Raw genomic sequence first — 15,515 nt, forward strand, 5'->3', positions numbered from 1 at the left:
AACCGATGCCTTCGCGAGCAAGCCCGCTCCCACAGGTACAGCATCATGTCAGGCACAAAAAAAACGGGAGCCTTTGCGGGCTCCCGTTTTTCATTGCCAGCCAGCCTCGCGGCTTAGAACAGCACGCGCGACCGAATGGTGCCCTTGATGTGCTGCAGCTTCTCTTGCGCCAGGTCCGAGTATTCGGCGTCGACGTCGATCACGACGTAGCCGACCTTCTCGTTGGTCTGCAGGAACTGACCGGAAATGTTGATGCCGTTTTCGGCGAAGACCTTGTTGATCTCGCTCATCACACCCGGGATGTTCTCGTGGATGTGCAGCAGGCGGTGCTTGCCAGGGTGAGCCGGCAGGGCCACTTCCGGGAAGTTCACGGACGATACCGAAGTACCGTTGTCGCTGTACTTGACCAGTTTTTCCGCCACTTCCAGGCCGATGTTGGCTTGGGCTTCAGCGGTGGAGCCACCGATGTGCGGGGTCAGGATCACGTTGTCCAGGCCACGCAGCGGGCTTTCGAAGATGTCGTCGTTGGAGCGCGGCTCCACCGGGAACACGTCAATGGCGGCGCCGATCAGGTGCTTGTCCTTGATCGCTTCGGCCAGGGCTTCGAGCCTGACCACGGTGCCACGGGCGGCGTTGATCAGGATCCCGCCCTTCTTGATGGCGCGGATTTCCTTCTCGCCGATCATCCACTGGGTGGCAGCGGTTTCCGGCACGTGCAGGGTCACGATATCGGACATGCCCAGCAGCTCGTGCAGGTCATTGACCTGGGTGGCGTTGCCCAGCGGCAGCTTGGTCACGGTGTCGTAGAAGTAGACCTGCATGCCCAGGCCTTCGGCCAGGACCGAGAGTTGGGTGCCGATCGAGCCGTAGCCGACGATCCCCAGCTTCTTGCCGCGGATTTCAAAGGAGTTGGCCGCACTCTTGATCCAGCCGCCACGGTGGCAGGATGCATTCTTCTCGGGGATACCGCGCAACAGCAGGATCGCTTCGGCCAGTACCAGTTCGGCAACGGAACGGGTGTTGGAGTACGGTGCGTTGAACACCGCGATGCCGCGCTCGCGCGCCGCGTCGAGGTCGACCTGGTTGGTGCCGATGCAGAAGCAGCCGACCGCGACCAGTTTCTTGGCGTGGTCGAAGATCTCTTCGGTCAATTGGGTACGGGAGCGAATGCCGATGAAGTGAGCATCGGCGATCTTTTCCTTGAGCTGGGCTTCCGGCAGAGAACTGGTGATGTACTCAATGCTGGTGTAGCCCGCCGTCTTGAGGACGTCGACAGCCGATTGGTGGACGCCTTCGAGAAGAAGGAACTTGATCTTGCTCTTATCGAGAGAAGTCTTGCTCATCTGCGTAACCTGTGTCCCGGAGAAAAATGGCAGGGAAATGGGCAACGTCAGGCTGCCCACACGGCGTAGTCGCCGGCCCGCAGCGTGGCCTGTTAGAACGCCTCTGCGGGGGGCGTATGCTAGCATATGCGACCTTCAAACACTCATTCTGCGACGTGAAGCGTCTTCAGGGTGACCATGAATTGTTCGAGAGTTCTGTCGATGACTACTGCTGACCTGATCGCTGAGTTGAAGACCCTGGTCGAGCCGGGCAAGGTCCTGACCGATGCCGACTCCCTGGACGCCTACGGCAAGGACTGGACCCGTCATTTCGCCCCCGCGCCAAGCGCCATCGTCTTTCCCAAGAGCATCGAGCAGGTGCAGGCCATCGTGCGCTGGGCCAATACCCGCAAGGTCGCCCTGGTGCCGTCGGGCGGGCGCACCGGGCTTTCCGCCGCCGCCGTGGCCGCCCATGGCGAGGTGGTGGTGTCGTTCGACTACATGAACCAGATCCTCGACGTGAACCTCACCGACCGCACCGCCGTGTGCCAGCCGGGCGTGATCACCGAACAATTGCAGAACAAGGCCGAGGAACACGGGCTGTACTACCCGGTGGACTTCGCATCGGCCGGTTCCAGCCAGATTGGCGGCAACATCGGCACCAATGCCGGCGGGATCAAGGTCATTCGCTACGGCATGACCCGCAACTGGGTGGCGGGCATGAAGGTCGTCACCGGCAAGGGCGACCTGCTGGAGCTGAACAAGGACCTGATCAAGAACGCCACCGGCTACGACTTGCGCCAGTTGTTCATCGGCGCCGAAGGCACGCTCGGCTTCGTGGTCGAGGCCACCATGCGCCTGGACCGTGCGCCGAAAAACCTCACGGCGATGGTGCTCGGCACGCCGGACTTCGCCTCGATCATGCCGGTGCTGCATGCGTTCCAGGGCAAGCTCGACCTCACCGCGTTCGAATTTTTCTCCGACAAGGCCCTGGCCAAGATCCTCGGGCGCGGTGACGTGCCGGCGCCGTTCGAGACCGATTGCCCGTTCTACGCCCTGCTGGAATTCGAAGCCACCACTGAAGACGTGGCCAACCAGGCGCTGGAAACCTTCGAGCACTGCGTGGAGCAGGGCTGGGTGCTGGACGGCGTGATGAGCCAGAGTCAAACCCAGTTGCAGAACCTGTGGAAACTGCGCGAGTACATTTCCGAAACCATCTCCCACTGGACGCCGTACAAGAACGACATCTCGGTGACGGTCTCCAAAGTCCCGGACTTCCTCAGGGAAATAGACGCGATCGTCGGCAAACACTATCCCGACTTCGAAGTCGTCTGGTACGGCCACATCGGCGATGGCAACCTGCACCTGAACATTCTCAAGCCGCAAAACCTGAGCAAGGACGAGTTCTTCGCCAAGTGCGCCACGGTGAACAAATGGGTGTTCGAGATCGTCGAGGAGTACAACGGCTCGATATCGGCCGAACATGGCGTGGGCATGACCAAGCGCGACTACCTGGCCTATAGTCGTTCGCCGGTGGAAATCGAATACATGAAGGCCGTGAAGGCGGTCTTCGACCCGAACGGCATCATGAACCCGGGCAAGATCTTCGCGGTTTGAACCCTTTAATCACCCCAATCCCAGAGCAGGAGTCGGTAATGAGCTATCAGCACCAGTATGTCGACGGTACACGCATCCACTTTCCGGTGGGCAAAGTGGTGTGCATTGGCCGCAACTACGCCGAACATGCCAAGGAACTGGACAACCCGGTGCCCACCGAACCGCTATTGTTCATCAAGCCGGGCAGTTGCGTGGTGCCGCTGGAGGGCGGGTTCAGCATTCCGGCCGAGCGCGGCTCGGTGCACTACGAGGCGGAGATCGCCGTGCTGATCGGCAAGCCGCTGTCGACCCGGCCCAGCGCCGAGGAAATCCTGGACGCCATCTCCGGCTTCGCCCCGGCCCTGGACCTGACCCTTCGGGACAAGCAGGCCGAGCTCAAGGCCAAGGGCCTGCCGTGGGAAGTGGCCAAGTCGTTCGACGGCGCGGCCGTCATCGCCCCGTTCGTGCCAGGCAGCACGTTTACCGACCTGGCCGACATCCCGGTGCGCCTGACCATCAACGGTGAGGTGCGCCAGGACGGCAACAGCCGCCTGATGCTCAACCCCATCGTGCCGATGATCCAGTACATGGCCGGCTGCTTCTCGCTGCAGGCCGGCGACGTGATCCTCACCGGCACCCCGGCTGGCGTCGGGCCGCTGAATGCCGGCGATGAGCTGGTCCTGGAATTGCCGGGCGCGAGCCGCTTCGAGAGCAGCGTTCGCTAAAAGCGGCCCCAATCCTCATAGGAGCGAGCTTGCTCCTATGAGGATTGGGGAGCAGTCCATCCCGTGATTTATCGTTTTTTTCACATGCCATCCGGATAATTCCGGCGAATGCGGCATCTGAGCCAGCCATTCCCTTAGCCCGAATTTCCTGGAACGCATTCTCCCCATGGCCAAACCCCACGCGCTGTCCCCTGCCAAGCCCACCCGCCGCTCTCGCTTTGCCCTGCCCTGGTATGCCTGGTCACTGCTGGTCGTGGCCGCCGCTTATGGCCTGGCGTTCGCGATGCACTGGGACGACCGCGGCCTGCTCTGGCTATCGGAACGCTTCCAAAGCCCGGCCCAGCGCCAGGAGAGTGTCTGGCTGCCGGACTACCATGCCGTGATCGACGCCAAGCCGCTGCCGGGCATGGAGAAGGACGAAGCCTCCGATGTGACCTACAACCCGCAGACCAAAACCTTGTTCGCCGTCATGGGCAAAAACCCGTTCCTGGTGGAGCTGACCGTGCAGGGCGAGGTCCTGCGCAAGATGCCGCTGGTGGGCTGGAGCAATCCGGAGGGCGTGACCTACATGGAAAACGGCCTGCTGGCGATTACCGATGAACGCGATCACAGCCTGTCGATCATCCAGGTGGATGCCAACACCCGCGAGCTGAACAGCGCCGCCTTCCCTCGTTATGACCTTGGCGCATCGAAAAACCAGAACAAGGGTTTCGAAGGCATCGTCTGGGATCCGCGCAACCAGCAGTTGGTGCTGGGTGAAGAACGCCCGCCGGCGCTGTACACCTGGAAAAGCGACGGCAGCCAGCTGCTCAAGGGCGACAAGCAGATCCATGTCAGCAATGAGCTGGACCTGCGCAACCTCTCGGCGCTGGCCGTCGACCCTCGTACCGGTCACATGCTGGTGCTTTCGGCCGACTCCCACTTGCTGCTGGAGCTGGACGAAAAAGGCGAGCAGGTCAGCTTCATGACCCTGCTGGGCGGCTTCAACGGCCTGAAGGACACGATACCGCGTGCCGAGGGCGTTACCGTCGACGAGGCCGGCAACCTGTACATGGTCAGCGAACCGAATCTGTTCTATCGTTTCGAAAAACAACGCTGACCTTGTAGGATTATTCCTCCTTCGCTGTAGGGTGTGGCACACGGCCATTAAGCTTCAGTTCAGGTAGTCGTGATATTTCAGCCACCTGTTCTTATCCGAGCTCACCCCCAACATGCGTCGACTCGCCCGTCCCAAACCTCTGATCCTGATGTTGCTGGCCATCGCCCTGATCGCTTCGATCGCAATGGGACAGCGCCTGCGCCTGTTCGAGCGCGCCTGGTTCAATGTCAACAGCTTCTGGAATACCGCCCACGAGCAGGCCATTGCGCTGGACCAGTACCGGGTCACGGTCGAAGCGCAGGTGATCGACGGCCTGGCCGACGATGTCTCGGCGCTGACCTTCGATCCTATACGCAAGAGCCTGTTCACCGTCACCAACCAGAATCCGGAGCTGGTCGAGCTGTCACTCGAAGGCAGGATCCTGCGGCGCATCGCCCTGGTGGGCTTCGGCGACCCGGAAGCGGTGGAGTTCATCAGCGAAGACACTTACGTCATCACCGACGAGCGCCAGCAGCGACTGATCAAGATCCACCTGGACCAGGACACCCGCTTCCTCGACGCCGCCGACGCCGAGCAGATGACGCTTGGCGTGCACATGAGCAGCAACAAGGGGTTCGAAGGGCTGGCCTACGACTCGGTGGGCAAACGGCTATTCGTGGCCAAGGAACGCGATCCGATGCTGATTTATGAAGTGCATGGATTTCCCCATCAGAATCCAGAAAAGTCCTACGCGGTCCATGTCATCAACAACCCCAAGCGTGATGCCGGGCTGTTCGTACGCGACCTTTCGAGCCTGCAATACGATGAACGCAGCGGCCATCTGCTGGCGCTGTCCGAGGAATCGCGGTTGATCATCGAACTGGACATCAATGGCCGGCCGCTGAGCACGCTGTCCTTGAGCAAGGGCAGCCAGGGCTTGCAGCAGACCGTTCCCCAGGCCGAAGGCCTCGCCATGGACGACGACGGCACCCTGTACCTGGTGAGTGAGCCGAATCTGTTCTACGTGTTCAAGAAGCCGCAGCCTTGATCAACCGCCACTGACGCCATGTGGGAGCGGGCTTGCTCGCGAACGCGGTGCCACAGGCAACATTGATGTCGAATGTGATGACCGCTTCGCGAGCAAGCCCGCTCCCACAGGGGTTCGAGTCCAGCTCAATGATTTGCCTGGCTTCGGTTTATTCAGCCCGCAGGGTCTTGACCCCTTCAGCCGTCCCGAGCAACAGCACGTCCGCCGGACGCGCCGCGAACAGACCGTTGGTGACCACGCCGACGATGGCGTTGATCTGGCGTTCCAGTTCTACCGGGTGGGTGATCTGCAGGTTGTGCACATCCAGGATGATGTTGCCGTTGTCGGTCAGCACGCCTTCGCGGTACACCGGGTCGCCGCCCAGCTTGACCAACTGGCGGGCGACGTGGCTGCGAGCCATCGGGATGACTTCCACCGGCAGCGGGAAAGCGCCGAGCACCGGCACCAGTTTGCTGGCATCGGCGATGCAGATGAATGTCTTGGCCACGGCGGCGACGATTTTCTCGCGCGTCAGGGCCGCGCCGCCGCCCTTGATCAGGTTCAGGTGCGCATCACTTTCGTCGGCGCCGTCGATGTAGAACTCCAGGTCGCTCACGGTGTTGAGCTCGTAGACCGGAATCCCATGCCCCTTGAGCCGCGCAGCGGTGGCTTCGGAACTGGCAACCGCGCCGTCGAAGGCGCCCTTGTGTTTTGCCAACGCGTCGATGAAACAATTGGCCGTGGAGCCGGTGCCGACCCCGACGATGCTCTTGTCATCCAGTTTCGCAAGGATGAGGTCGACGGCGGCCTGGGCCACGGCCTGTTTGAGTTGATCCTGGGTCATGCGGGCTCCGAAGGTGCCGAGAGTGAACGAAAGGCCGGCATTATAGGCGTAGAAACCGTGGCGAGGGAGCTTGCTCCCGCTCGATGGCGCAGCTGTCGCAGAATCTTGGGCCTGCTTCGCAGTCCAGCGGGAGCAAGCTCCCTCGCCACAGCAAGCGCCCTCGCCACAGGGGGCCTTGTACCTTGAAACCCTTTAATTCGTATGGTCGCCCGGCCAAAAGCCGGGTTAGACTCCTTGGCCCTGCCCAACCCGCCCAGTGATGCTTTCCGATGCTTGAACAGTACGTCAAAAAGATCCTCACCTCGCGCGTTTACGACGTTGCCGTAGAAACCCCGCTGCAGACCGCTCGCCAGCTGTCCGAACGGCTGGGCAACGACATCTGGCTCAAGCGCGAAGACTTGCAGCCGGTGTTCTCGTTCAAGATTCGCGGGGCCTACAACAAGCTGACCCAACTCAGCGACGAAGAACGCGCCCGCGGCGTGGTCACGGCGTCGGCGGGCAACCATGCCCAGGGCCTCGCCCTGGCGGCCAAGGTGCTGGGCGTGAAGGCCACCATCGTGATGCCCAAGACCACTCCGGAAATCAAGGTCGAGGGCGTGCGCTCGCGTGGCGGCAAGGTGGTGCTGCACGGCGACTCGTTCCCTGAAGCCCTGGCCTACTCGCTGAAACTGGTCGACGAGAAGGGCTACGTCTACATCCACCCCTATGACGACCCCCATACCATCGCCGGGCAGGGCACGGTGGCGATGGAAATCCTGCGCCAGCACCCAGGGCGCCTGGATGCGATTTTCGTCCCGGTGGGCGGTGGCGGGCTGATCGCCGGGATCGCGGCCTACGTGAAATACCTGCGGCCGGACATCAAGGTCATCGGCGTCGAGCCAGACGACTCCAATTGCCTGCAAGCGGCCCTGGCGGCGGGCGAGCGCGTGGTGCTGCCGACGGTGGGGCTGTTTGCCGACGGCGTCGCCGTGGCGCAGATCGGCCAGCACACCTTCGATATCTGCAAGCACTACGTGGATGAGGTGATCACCGTCAGCACCGACGAGATCTGCGCCGCGATCAAGGATATCTACGACGATACCCGCTCGATCACCGAACCTGCCGGCGCCTTGGGCGTGGCCGGGATCAAGAAGTACGTCGAAACGCGCGCCATCAGCGGCCAGACCCTCGTGGCCATCGACTCCGGCGCCAACGTCAACTTCGACCGCTTGCGCCACGTGGCCGAGCGCGCCGAACTGGGCGAAGGCCGCGAAGCGATCATCGCGGTGACCATCCCCGAGCAACCGGGCAGTTTCAAGGCCTTCTGCGAAGCCATCGGCAAGCGCCAGATCACCGAATTCAACTACCGCTACAACACCGGCAGCGAAGCCCACATCTTCGTTGGCGTGCAGACACACCCGGAGAACGACCCGCGCACGGCGCTGATCGCCAGCCTGACCGCGCAAGGCTTCCCGGTGCTGGACCTGACCGACAACGAACTGGCCAAGTTGCACATCCGCCACATGGTGGGTGGCCACGCGGCCCATGTCATCGACGAAGTGGTGCTGCGCTTCGAGTTCCCGGAGCGCCCGGGCGCGCTGTTCAACTTCCTCAACAAGCTGGGCGGGCGCTGGAATATCTCGATGTTCCACTACCGCAACCACGGCGCGGCGGACGGCCGGGTGGTCGCGGGGCTACAGGTGCCGCACGATGAACGCCACCTGGTGCCGGCGGCGCTGGAGGAAATCGGTTACCCGTACTGGGATGAAAGCGATAACCCGGCGTATCAACTGTTTCTGGGGTGAATCCCGCCGTTGCGGCCGTTTGGACTGGGGACTGGGTGGACCTGTGGCGAGGGAGCTTGCTCCCGCTTGAGTGCGAAGCGCTCACTGCTTTTTTGGGGCCGCTTCGCGACCCAGCGGGAGCAAGCTCCCTCGCCACAGGGGGGGCTAAGCTGTGCTGGACAAGTCATGAGGAAATCGAACCATGGAAACCTTGACCATCCTGAAAGCCGCTCACGTCGTAGCCACAGTTCTCCTGTTGGCGGGGGCCCTTGGGCTGGCCGCCTGGGTCTGGCGCACGCGCCGCAACGGCGATGCCACGGCGGCGGCACGCACGCTGCAACGTCCGCGGCTGTTCATCTGGCTGGCGATGATCCTGGCACTGGCGAGCCTGCCGTTTACCGGCTGGTGGATGGTGCATCAGGTCGGCTGGCCACTGGGGCAGACCTGGCTGCTGGCTTCCAGCGTGCTCTACACCCTGGCGGCGCTGGCGGGGTTCTGGCTGTTGGTACGGCTGAACAAAGCGCGCAAGGCGCCGACGGCGGGCAACGGCCGGTTCACCTTTGCCCTGGCGCTGTTCGGTGTGGTCTGTTTTATCGCCATTGCCGGGTTGATGGGGGCCAAGCCGGTCTGAAGCTTGAGGACCGCGTCGCTTTCATCGCGAGCAAGCTCGCTCCCACAGGGATTGTATGATCGACACAAGTTTCCTGTGGGAGCGGGCTTGCTCGCGAAAGCGGTTTCAGCCGCGTAACGTAATCACCGGCCAGCCCCGCTTCTGCGCCTCGGCCCGCAAGTTCGGGTCCGGGTCCACGGCCACCGGGTGCGTCACCGCCTCCAGCAACGGCAAGTCATTCATCGAGTCGCTGTAGAAATAGCTGTCCTCAAGCGAATGTCCGGTTTCTTCCAGCCAGCGGTTCAGCCGGGTCACCTTGCCTTCGCGAAAGCACGGGATGTCGGTGCTGCGGCCGCTGTAGCGCCCGTCGACCATCTCGCATTCGGTGGCGATCAGGGTCTCGACCCCCAGGCGCTCGGCAATCGGGGCGGTGACGAAACGGTTGGTGGCGGTGATGATCACCAGCTTGTCGCCGGCATCGCGGTGTTTTTTCAACAGGTCGAGGGCCTGGGGCAACACGATCGGCTCGATGCAATCGCGCATATAGTCCAGATGCCACTGGGCCAGCACGTCCATCTCGGTACGGCCGAGGATTTCCAGGCAAAAATTCAGGTACTCGGCGTTGTCCAGCTTGCCGGCCAGGTAATCCTGGTAGAACGCGTCGTTGCGCGCCTTGTAGGAGACGGCGTCGAGAAAGCCGCGCTCACACAGGTAATCGCCCCACGCGTGGTCGCTGTCGCCGCCCAGCAAGGTGTTGTCCAAGTCGAATAAAGCCAGCCGCATTGCAGTTACTCGCTGAAAAATCTGAAGAAAGGCGTCCAGAATACGGACTTTTCACAAGAGTGCACATAAGGTAGGCCGGCGCGTTGCTGCTTTCACAACCTTTGTGGAACAATGCGGCGACATGCGTTTGCGAGGTTGTTGCCGTGATCGACCCCGATGGTTTCCGCCCCAATGTGGGGATCATTCTGACGAATGATGCAGGGCAGGTGCTATGGGCTCGCCGTATCAATCAAGACGCCTGGCAGTTTCCCCAGGGCGGGATCAACCCCCAGGAGACGCCAGAAGAGGCCTTGTACCGCGAGTTGAACGAAGAAGTGGGGCTTGAGCGAGAAGATGTCGAAATACTCGCCTGCACCCGCGGCTGGTTGCGCTATCGTTTGCCGCAACGCCTGGTCCGCACGCACAGCCAACCGCTGTGCATCGGTCAGAAACAGAAATGGTTTCTCCTGCGCCTGATCTCCAACGAGCAGCGGGTGCGGATGGATTTGACCGGTAAACCGGAGTTCGATGGCTGGCGCTGGGTCAGCTATTGGTATCCGTTGGGCCAGGTGGTGACATTCAAGCGCGAGGTGTATCGACGCGCTCTCAAAGAGCTTGCCCCGCGCCTGCTGACGCGCGACTGACGACGGAGTTCGACCCCGAGCCATGCTCAATACGCTGCGCAAGATCGTCCAGGAAGTTAACTCCGCCAAGGATCTCAAGGCGGCGTTGGGGATTATTGTATTGCGCGTCAAAGAGGCCATGGGCAGCCAGGTCTGCTCGGTCTACCTGCTGGACCCCGAGACCAACCGTTTCGTGCTGATGGCCACCGAGGGCTTGAACAAGCGCTCGATCGGCAAGGTCAGCATGGCGCCCAATGAAGGCCTGGTCGGCCTGGTCGGCACGCGCGAAGAACCCCTGAACCTCGAGAACGCCGCGGACCACCCACGCTACCGCTACTTCGCCGAAACCGGCGAAGAGCGTTACGCCTCGTTCCTCGGCGCGCCGATCATTCACCACCGCCGCGTCGTCGGCGTGCTGGTCATCCAGCAGAAGGAGCGCCGCCAGTTCGACGAAGGTGAAGAAGCCTTCCTCGTGACGATGAGCGCGCAACTGGCCGGGGTCATCGCCCACGCCGAGGCCACCGGCTCGATCAGCGGCCTGGGTCGCCAGGGCAAGGGCATCCAGGAAGCCAAGTTCGTCGGCGTGCCGGGTTCACCGGGAGCGGCCGTGGGTACCGCGGTGGTCATGCTGCCGCCGGCCGACCTCGACGTGGTGCCGGACAAGACCATCACCGACATCGACGCCGAGCTGGCGCTGTTCAAGACCGCCATCGAAGGCGTGCGCGCCGACATGCGCGCCCTCTCGGCCAAACTGGCGACGCAACTGCGCCCCGAAGAACGCGCGTTGTTCGACGTCTACCTGATGATGCTCGACGACGCCTCCCTGGGCAGCGAAGTGACCACGGTCATCAAGACCGGCCAGTGGGCCCAGGGCGCGTTGCGCCAGGTGGTGACCGACCACGTCAACCGTTTCGAACTGATGGACGACGCCTACCTGCGCGAGCGCGCCTCCGACGTCAAGGACCTCGGCCGCCGGCTGCTGGCCTACCTGCAGCAGGAACGCCAGCAGACCCTGGTCTACCCCGACAACACCATCCTGGTCAGCGAGGAGCTGACCCCGGCCATGCTCGGCGAAGTGCCCGAAGGCAAGCTGGCGGGGCTGGTGTCGGTGCTGGGTTCGGGCAACTCCCACGTGGCGATCCTGGCCCGGGCCATGGGCATCCCGACGGTGATGGGCCTGGTGGACCTGCCGTACTCCAAGGTCGACGGCATCCAGATGATCGTCGACGGCTACCACGGCGAGGTCTACACCAACCCCAGCGACGTGCTGCGCAAGCAGTTCGCCGATGTGGTGGAAGAAGAAAAGCAACTGGCCCTGGGCCTGGATGCGCTGCGGGACCTGCCTTGCGTGACGCTGGACGGCCATCGCATGCCGCTGTGGGTCAACACCGGCCTGCTGGCCGACGTGGCCCGGGCGCAGAAGCGCGGCGCCGAGGGCGTGGGCCTGTACCGCACCGAAGTGCCATTCATGATCAATCAGCGCTTCCCCAGCGAAAAGGAACAGCTGGCGATCTACCGCGAACAACTGGCCGCCTTCCACCCGCAACCGGTGACCATGCGCAGCCTGGACATTGGCGGCGACAAATCGCTGTCCTACTTCCCGATCAAGGAAGACAACCCGTTCCTCGGCTGGCGCGGCATCCGCGTGACCCTCGACCACCCGGAAATCTTCCTGGTCCAGGCACGCGCCATGCTCAAGGCCAGCGAAGGCCTGAACAACCTGCGCATCCTGCTGCCGATGATCTCCGGCACCCACGAGCTGGAAGAAGCCCTGCACCTGATCCACCGGGCCTGGGGCGAAGTGCGCGACGAAGGCACCGACGTACCGATGCCGCCGGTGGGCGTGATGATCGAGATCCCGGCAGCGGTGTACCAGACCAAGGAACTGGCGCGCCAGGTGGACTTCCTGTCGGTGGGCTCCAACGACCTGACGCAATACCTGCTGGCCGTGGACCGCAACAACCCACGGGTGGCCGACCTGTACGACTATCTGCACCCCGCCGTGCTGCAAGCGTTGCAGACCGTGGTGCGCGACGCCCATGCCGAAGGCAAGCCGGTGAGCATCTGCGGCGAAATGGCCGGCGATCCGGCAGCCGCCGTCCTGTTGATGGCGATGGGTTTTGACAGCCTGTCGATGAACGCCACCAACTTGCCGAAAGTGAAGTGGATGCTGCGCCAGATCAACCTCAGCAAGGCCCAGGAACTGCTGGCGGAAGTCATGACCATCGACAACCCGCAAGTGATCCACAGCTCCCTGCAACTGGCGCTGAAGAACCTCGGGTTGGCGCGGATGATCAATCCGGCTTCGAACAAGACGCTCTAATTTGCGGCGATCTCATCGCGAGCAAGCTCGCTCCCACAGGGATCTCGGTTGATCACAAGTGTGTGCTCGCCGAAAGATCCAATGTGGGAGCGAGCTTGCTCGCGATAGGGTCAGCAAAAACGCCACATGACTAAACCCTGACCTCCACCTCCCCCAAATGCCCCCCATGCGGCCCGAAGCTGCGTTCGACCAGGTGCCGTGTCCCATCGGCATGGACGATCAACGCCGTGCTCGCTCGCGTCCCGTAGGCGGGGCTGGCAATGAAGACACTCGACAACAGCCGCTCGGTCGCCAGGCCCACGCCGGTGTCCGGCAGATCGGCCACCGGGGCCGGCTGCGGGTCGTTGAGCAGTGCCAGCAAGGCGTGGGGTTGTGGATCGTCCAGCACCTCGGCGAGCGCCGCCCGGGCCTTGAGAAGCTTGGGCCAGGGTGTGTTCAGCCCGGCGTTCGACACCCCGTAAAGGCCCTCCGCCAGGCGTTGCGGACGGGCGTCGCGAGCATTGAAGTGCCAGAGCTCAGCACCGTCGCCAAGCAACAGGTTGAACCCACCATATTCGCCGGCACGGGGCACGACTTCGCTGAAATAATCGGCAATCGATTGGCTCCCGCCCAAAAAGCGCGCCACCAGCTCTCCCCGCGACTTGAAGGCCGGGCCCTGGCCCGGGTCACGGATGTTGGTCAGCGCCGCGAAGCGACCGCCGGCGCCAACACCAAGCCAGGTGCCACCGGCCTCCAGATCACGGCCGGCATGGACATGGGGTGCATCCGGCCACTGGGCCAGGGGCAAGGTCGGCCGGGCGTAGAATTCATCGCGGTTGGCCGCCACGATCAACGGCCGGGCGTGGCCAGGTCGCCAGGCAAATACGATCAGGCACATCAGGTAGTCCCCAGCCAGTTAGACGGATTTAGCGAAGACCCGTGGCGAGGGAGCTTGCTCCCGCTGGAGAGCGCAGCACTCCCCGGCGATTTTTGGGCTACTGCGTAGCCCAGCGGGAGCAAGCTCCCTCGCCACAAAAGCGATCGGTGTTCGAACCCACTCTACCCACACATCGCCCGCGCATCCATCGCCTTCAGTGGAGCCCGAGGCCATGGATCCGTTACCATGCCGCTCTTGTTTCGGGGATGGCTGGGGAGACGCTGGTGGAATTTGTGCTCTATCTGCTGCTCGGCGCCTGCGCCGGTGTGCTGGCCGGGCTGTTCGGCGTGGGCGGCGGGATGATCATCGTTCCCGTCCTGGTGTTCAGTTTCACCTTGCAGGGTTTCGACCCGCAGGTCCTGACCCACCTGGCCGTGGGCACCTCCCTGGCGTCGATCATCTTCACCTCGGTCAATGCCGTGCGCGAGCACCAGCGCAAGGGCGCGGTGCGCTGGCCGATCTTCGCCTGGATGACCGTCGGGATCCTGGTCGGGGCTGGCGTCGGAGCGGTCACCGCCGAGGCGATTTCCGGCCCGAACCTGCAAAAGATCATCGGCGTGTTCGCCATGGTCGTCGCGCTGCAACTGGCCCTGGACTTCAAGCCCAAGGCCAGCCGCACCGTGCCGGGCAAGGCCGGGCTGACCCTGGCCGGCACGGTGATCGGCTGGGCGTCGGCGATTTTCGGCATCGGCGGCGGTTCGCTGACCGTACCGTTCCTGACCTGGCGCAGCGTGCCGATGCAGCAGGCGGTGGCGACGTCATCGGCCTGTGGCCTGCCGATTGCCCTGGCCAGTGCTTTAAGTTTCATGATTTTGGGCTGGCACGATCCGCTGCTCCCAGCCCATAGTCTCGGTTTTGTGTATTTGCCGGCGTTGTTGGGCATCGCCCTGACCAGCATGGTCTTCGCCCGCTTCGGCGCGCGACTGGCCCATCGCCTGTCGCCGCGCTTGCTCAAACGGCTGTTCGCCGCTTTGCTGTTCTGCGTGGGCGCAAGTTTCCTGCTCTGACGCAATCCTGGCTTAATCCCGAGGTGGCAGCGTCGCCCGGGTATTTTTGACGTTTACGAGGAATATCAATGCTGCCTTACCCGCAGATCGATCCGGTGGCCCTGGCCATCGGCCCGCTGAAAATCCACTGGTACGGCCTGATGTACCTGGTCGGCATCGGCGGCGCCTGGCTGTTGGCGTCGCGCCGGCTCAACCGCTTCGACCCGACCTGGAACAAGGAAAAACTCTCCGACCTGGTGTTCTGGCTGTCCATGGGGGTGATTGTCGGCGGGCGCCTGGGCTACGTGCTGTTCTACGACCTGAGCGCCTACCTGGCCAACCCGACGCTGATCTTCGAGGTCTGGAAGGGCGGCATGTCGTTCCACGGTGGCTTCATCGGCGTGATGCTCGCGGCGGTGTGGTTCGGCAAGCGCAACAACAAGTCGTTTTTCGAGCTGATGGACTTCGTCGCGCCGATGGTGCCGATCGGCCTGGGTGCCGGGCGCATCGGCAACTTCATCAACGCCGAATTGTGGGGCAAGCCGACCGATGTGCCGTGGGCGATGGTCTTCCCGCCGTTCAGCGACCCGGCGCAGTTGCCGCGCCACCCGTCGCAGTTGTACCAGTTCGCCCTCGAAGGCGTGGCGCTGTTCCTGATTCTCTGGCTGTTCTCGCGCAAGCCGCGGCCAACCATGGCCGTGTCGGGCATGTTCGCGCTGTTCTACGGGATCTTCCGCTTCATCGTCGAGTTCGTCCGTGTACCGGACGCCCAGCTCGGCTACCTGGCGTGGAACTGGCTGACCATGGGCCAGGTGCTGTGCCTGCCGATGATCGTCGGTGGCCTGGTGCTGATCTGGCTGGCTTATCATCGTGCGCCGGCTGCGGCGGCCAAGGCTTAAAAAATTCGAACCCCGGGGCCCCAGCCTCGGGTTCAAGGACA

General features: G+C 63.0%; 14 protein-coding genes. 10 read left to right on the forward strand and 4 right to left on the reverse strand.

From position 1 onward, the window contains the following. Positions 1-113 precede the first annotated feature (113 nt). The gene (gene serA, locus AD664_RS19660) at positions 114-1,343 is read right to left on the reverse strand and encodes a phosphoglycerate dehydrogenase (protein WP_053148850.1); all 1,230 of its coding nucleotides are present in this window, start codon (positions 1,341-1,343) and stop codon (positions 114-116) included. 201 nt (positions 1,344-1,544) lie between these two features. On the opposite strand from serA, the gene AD664_RS19665 reads away from it, so the two are divergent. The 4 genes from AD664_RS19665 (at position 1,545) to AD664_RS19680 (ending at position 5,769) form a co-directional block, all read left to right on the forward strand. Continuing rightward, positions 1,545-2,939 carry an FAD-binding oxidoreductase gene (locus AD664_RS19665; RefSeq protein WP_053148853.1) on the forward strand — a complete coding sequence of 465 codons (1,395 nt, stop codon included), beginning with the start codon at positions 1,545-1,547 and terminating at the stop codon, positions 2,937-2,939. Between the two features lie 38 nt (positions 2,940-2,977). Beyond that, positions 2,978-3,643 carry a fumarylacetoacetate hydrolase family protein gene (locus AD664_RS19670; RefSeq protein WP_053148856.1) on the forward strand — a complete coding sequence of 222 codons (666 nt, stop codon included), beginning with the start codon at positions 2,978-2,980 and terminating at the stop codon, positions 3,641-3,643. Positions 3,644-3,809: 166 nt separating this feature from the next. Further along, positions 3,810-4,742 carry an SdiA-regulated domain-containing protein gene (locus tag AD664_RS19675; RefSeq protein WP_053148862.1) on the forward strand — a complete coding sequence of 311 codons (933 nt, stop codon included), beginning with the start codon at positions 3,810-3,812 and terminating at the stop codon, positions 4,740-4,742. 112 nt (positions 4,743-4,854) lie between these two features. Next, on the forward strand, positions 4,855-5,769 hold the full coding sequence (locus tag AD664_RS19680; protein ID WP_053148865.1) for an SdiA-regulated domain-containing protein: 915 nt from the start codon (positions 4,855-4,857) through the stop codon (positions 5,767-5,769). A 148-nt stretch (positions 5,770-5,917) separates the two neighbouring features. Here the strand turns inward: AD664_RS19680 and rpiA are convergent, their stop codons facing one another. Further along, positions 5,918-6,592, reverse strand: a complete 675-nt coding sequence (rpiA, locus tag AD664_RS19685; protein ID WP_053148868.1) for a ribose-5-phosphate isomerase RpiA — start codon at positions 6,590-6,592, stop codon at positions 5,918-5,920. A 269-nt stretch (positions 6,593-6,861) separates the two neighbouring features. On the opposite strand from rpiA, the gene ilvA reads away from it, so the two are divergent. Together ilvA and AD664_RS19695 are read left to right on the forward strand one after the other, a co-directional pair. Then, the gene (ilvA, locus tag AD664_RS19690) at positions 6,862-8,376 is read left to right on the forward strand and encodes a threonine ammonia-lyase, biosynthetic (RefSeq protein WP_053148870.1); all 1,515 of its coding nucleotides are present in this window, start codon (positions 6,862-6,864) and stop codon (positions 8,374-8,376) included. Positions 8,377-8,557: 181 nt separating this feature from the next. Beyond that, complete coding sequence (locus AD664_RS19695) at positions 8,558-8,986, forward strand: DUF2269 family protein (protein WP_053148873.1); 429 nt, start codon at positions 8,558-8,560, stop codon at positions 8,984-8,986. A 105-nt stretch (positions 8,987-9,091) separates the two neighbouring features. Here the strand turns inward: AD664_RS19695 and AD664_RS19700 are convergent, their stop codons facing one another. Beyond that, positions 9,092-9,748 carry an HAD family phosphatase gene (locus tag AD664_RS19700; protein WP_053148876.1) on the reverse strand — a complete coding sequence of 219 codons (657 nt, stop codon included), beginning with the start codon at positions 9,746-9,748 and terminating at the stop codon, positions 9,092-9,094. 143 nt (positions 9,749-9,891) lie between these two features. Here AD664_RS19700 and AD664_RS19705 point away from each other — a divergent pair, with 143 nt between their 5' ends. Further along, a complete protein-coding gene (locus tag AD664_RS19705) occupies positions 9,892-10,371 on the forward strand; it encodes an RNA pyrophosphohydrolase (protein WP_003186867.1) in 480 nt (159 codons plus the stop codon). Between the two features lie 22 nt (positions 10,372-10,393). Beyond that, the gene (gene ptsP, locus AD664_RS19710) at positions 10,394-12,673 is read left to right on the forward strand and encodes a phosphoenolpyruvate--protein phosphotransferase (protein ID WP_053148879.1); all 2,280 of its coding nucleotides are present in this window, start codon (positions 10,394-10,396) and stop codon (positions 12,671-12,673) included. 130 nt (positions 12,674-12,803) lie between these two features. Here ptsP and AD664_RS19715 read toward each other — a convergent pair whose 3' ends face one another. Beyond that, positions 12,804-13,550 (reverse strand): NRDE family protein, encoded by a 747-nt coding sequence (locus AD664_RS19715; RefSeq protein WP_053148883.1) that lies wholly within the window; start codon positions 13,548-13,550, stop codon positions 12,804-12,806. A 263-nt stretch (positions 13,551-13,813) separates the two neighbouring features. On the opposite strand from AD664_RS19715, the gene AD664_RS19720 reads away from it, so the two are divergent. Both AD664_RS19720 and lgt read left to right on the forward strand, forming a co-directional pair. Then, positions 13,814-14,596: a sulfite exporter TauE/SafE family protein gene (locus AD664_RS19720; protein WP_042730292.1), complete on the forward strand. Its 783-nt coding sequence runs from the start codon at positions 13,814-13,816 to the stop codon at positions 14,594-14,596. Between the two features lie 68 nt (positions 14,597-14,664). Next, positions 14,665-15,474 (forward strand): prolipoprotein diacylglyceryl transferase, encoded by an 810-nt coding sequence (gene lgt, locus AD664_RS19725; RefSeq protein ID WP_042730278.1) that lies wholly within the window; start codon positions 14,665-14,667, stop codon positions 15,472-15,474. The last annotated feature ends 41 nt before the right edge of the window (positions 15,475-15,515 follow it).

It is taken from the genome of Pseudomonas sp. P97.38 (assembly GCF_001269745.1).
Lineage (GTDB): Bacteria > Pseudomonadota > Gammaproteobacteria > Pseudomonadales > Pseudomonadaceae > Aquipseudomonas > Aquipseudomonas chlororaphis_E.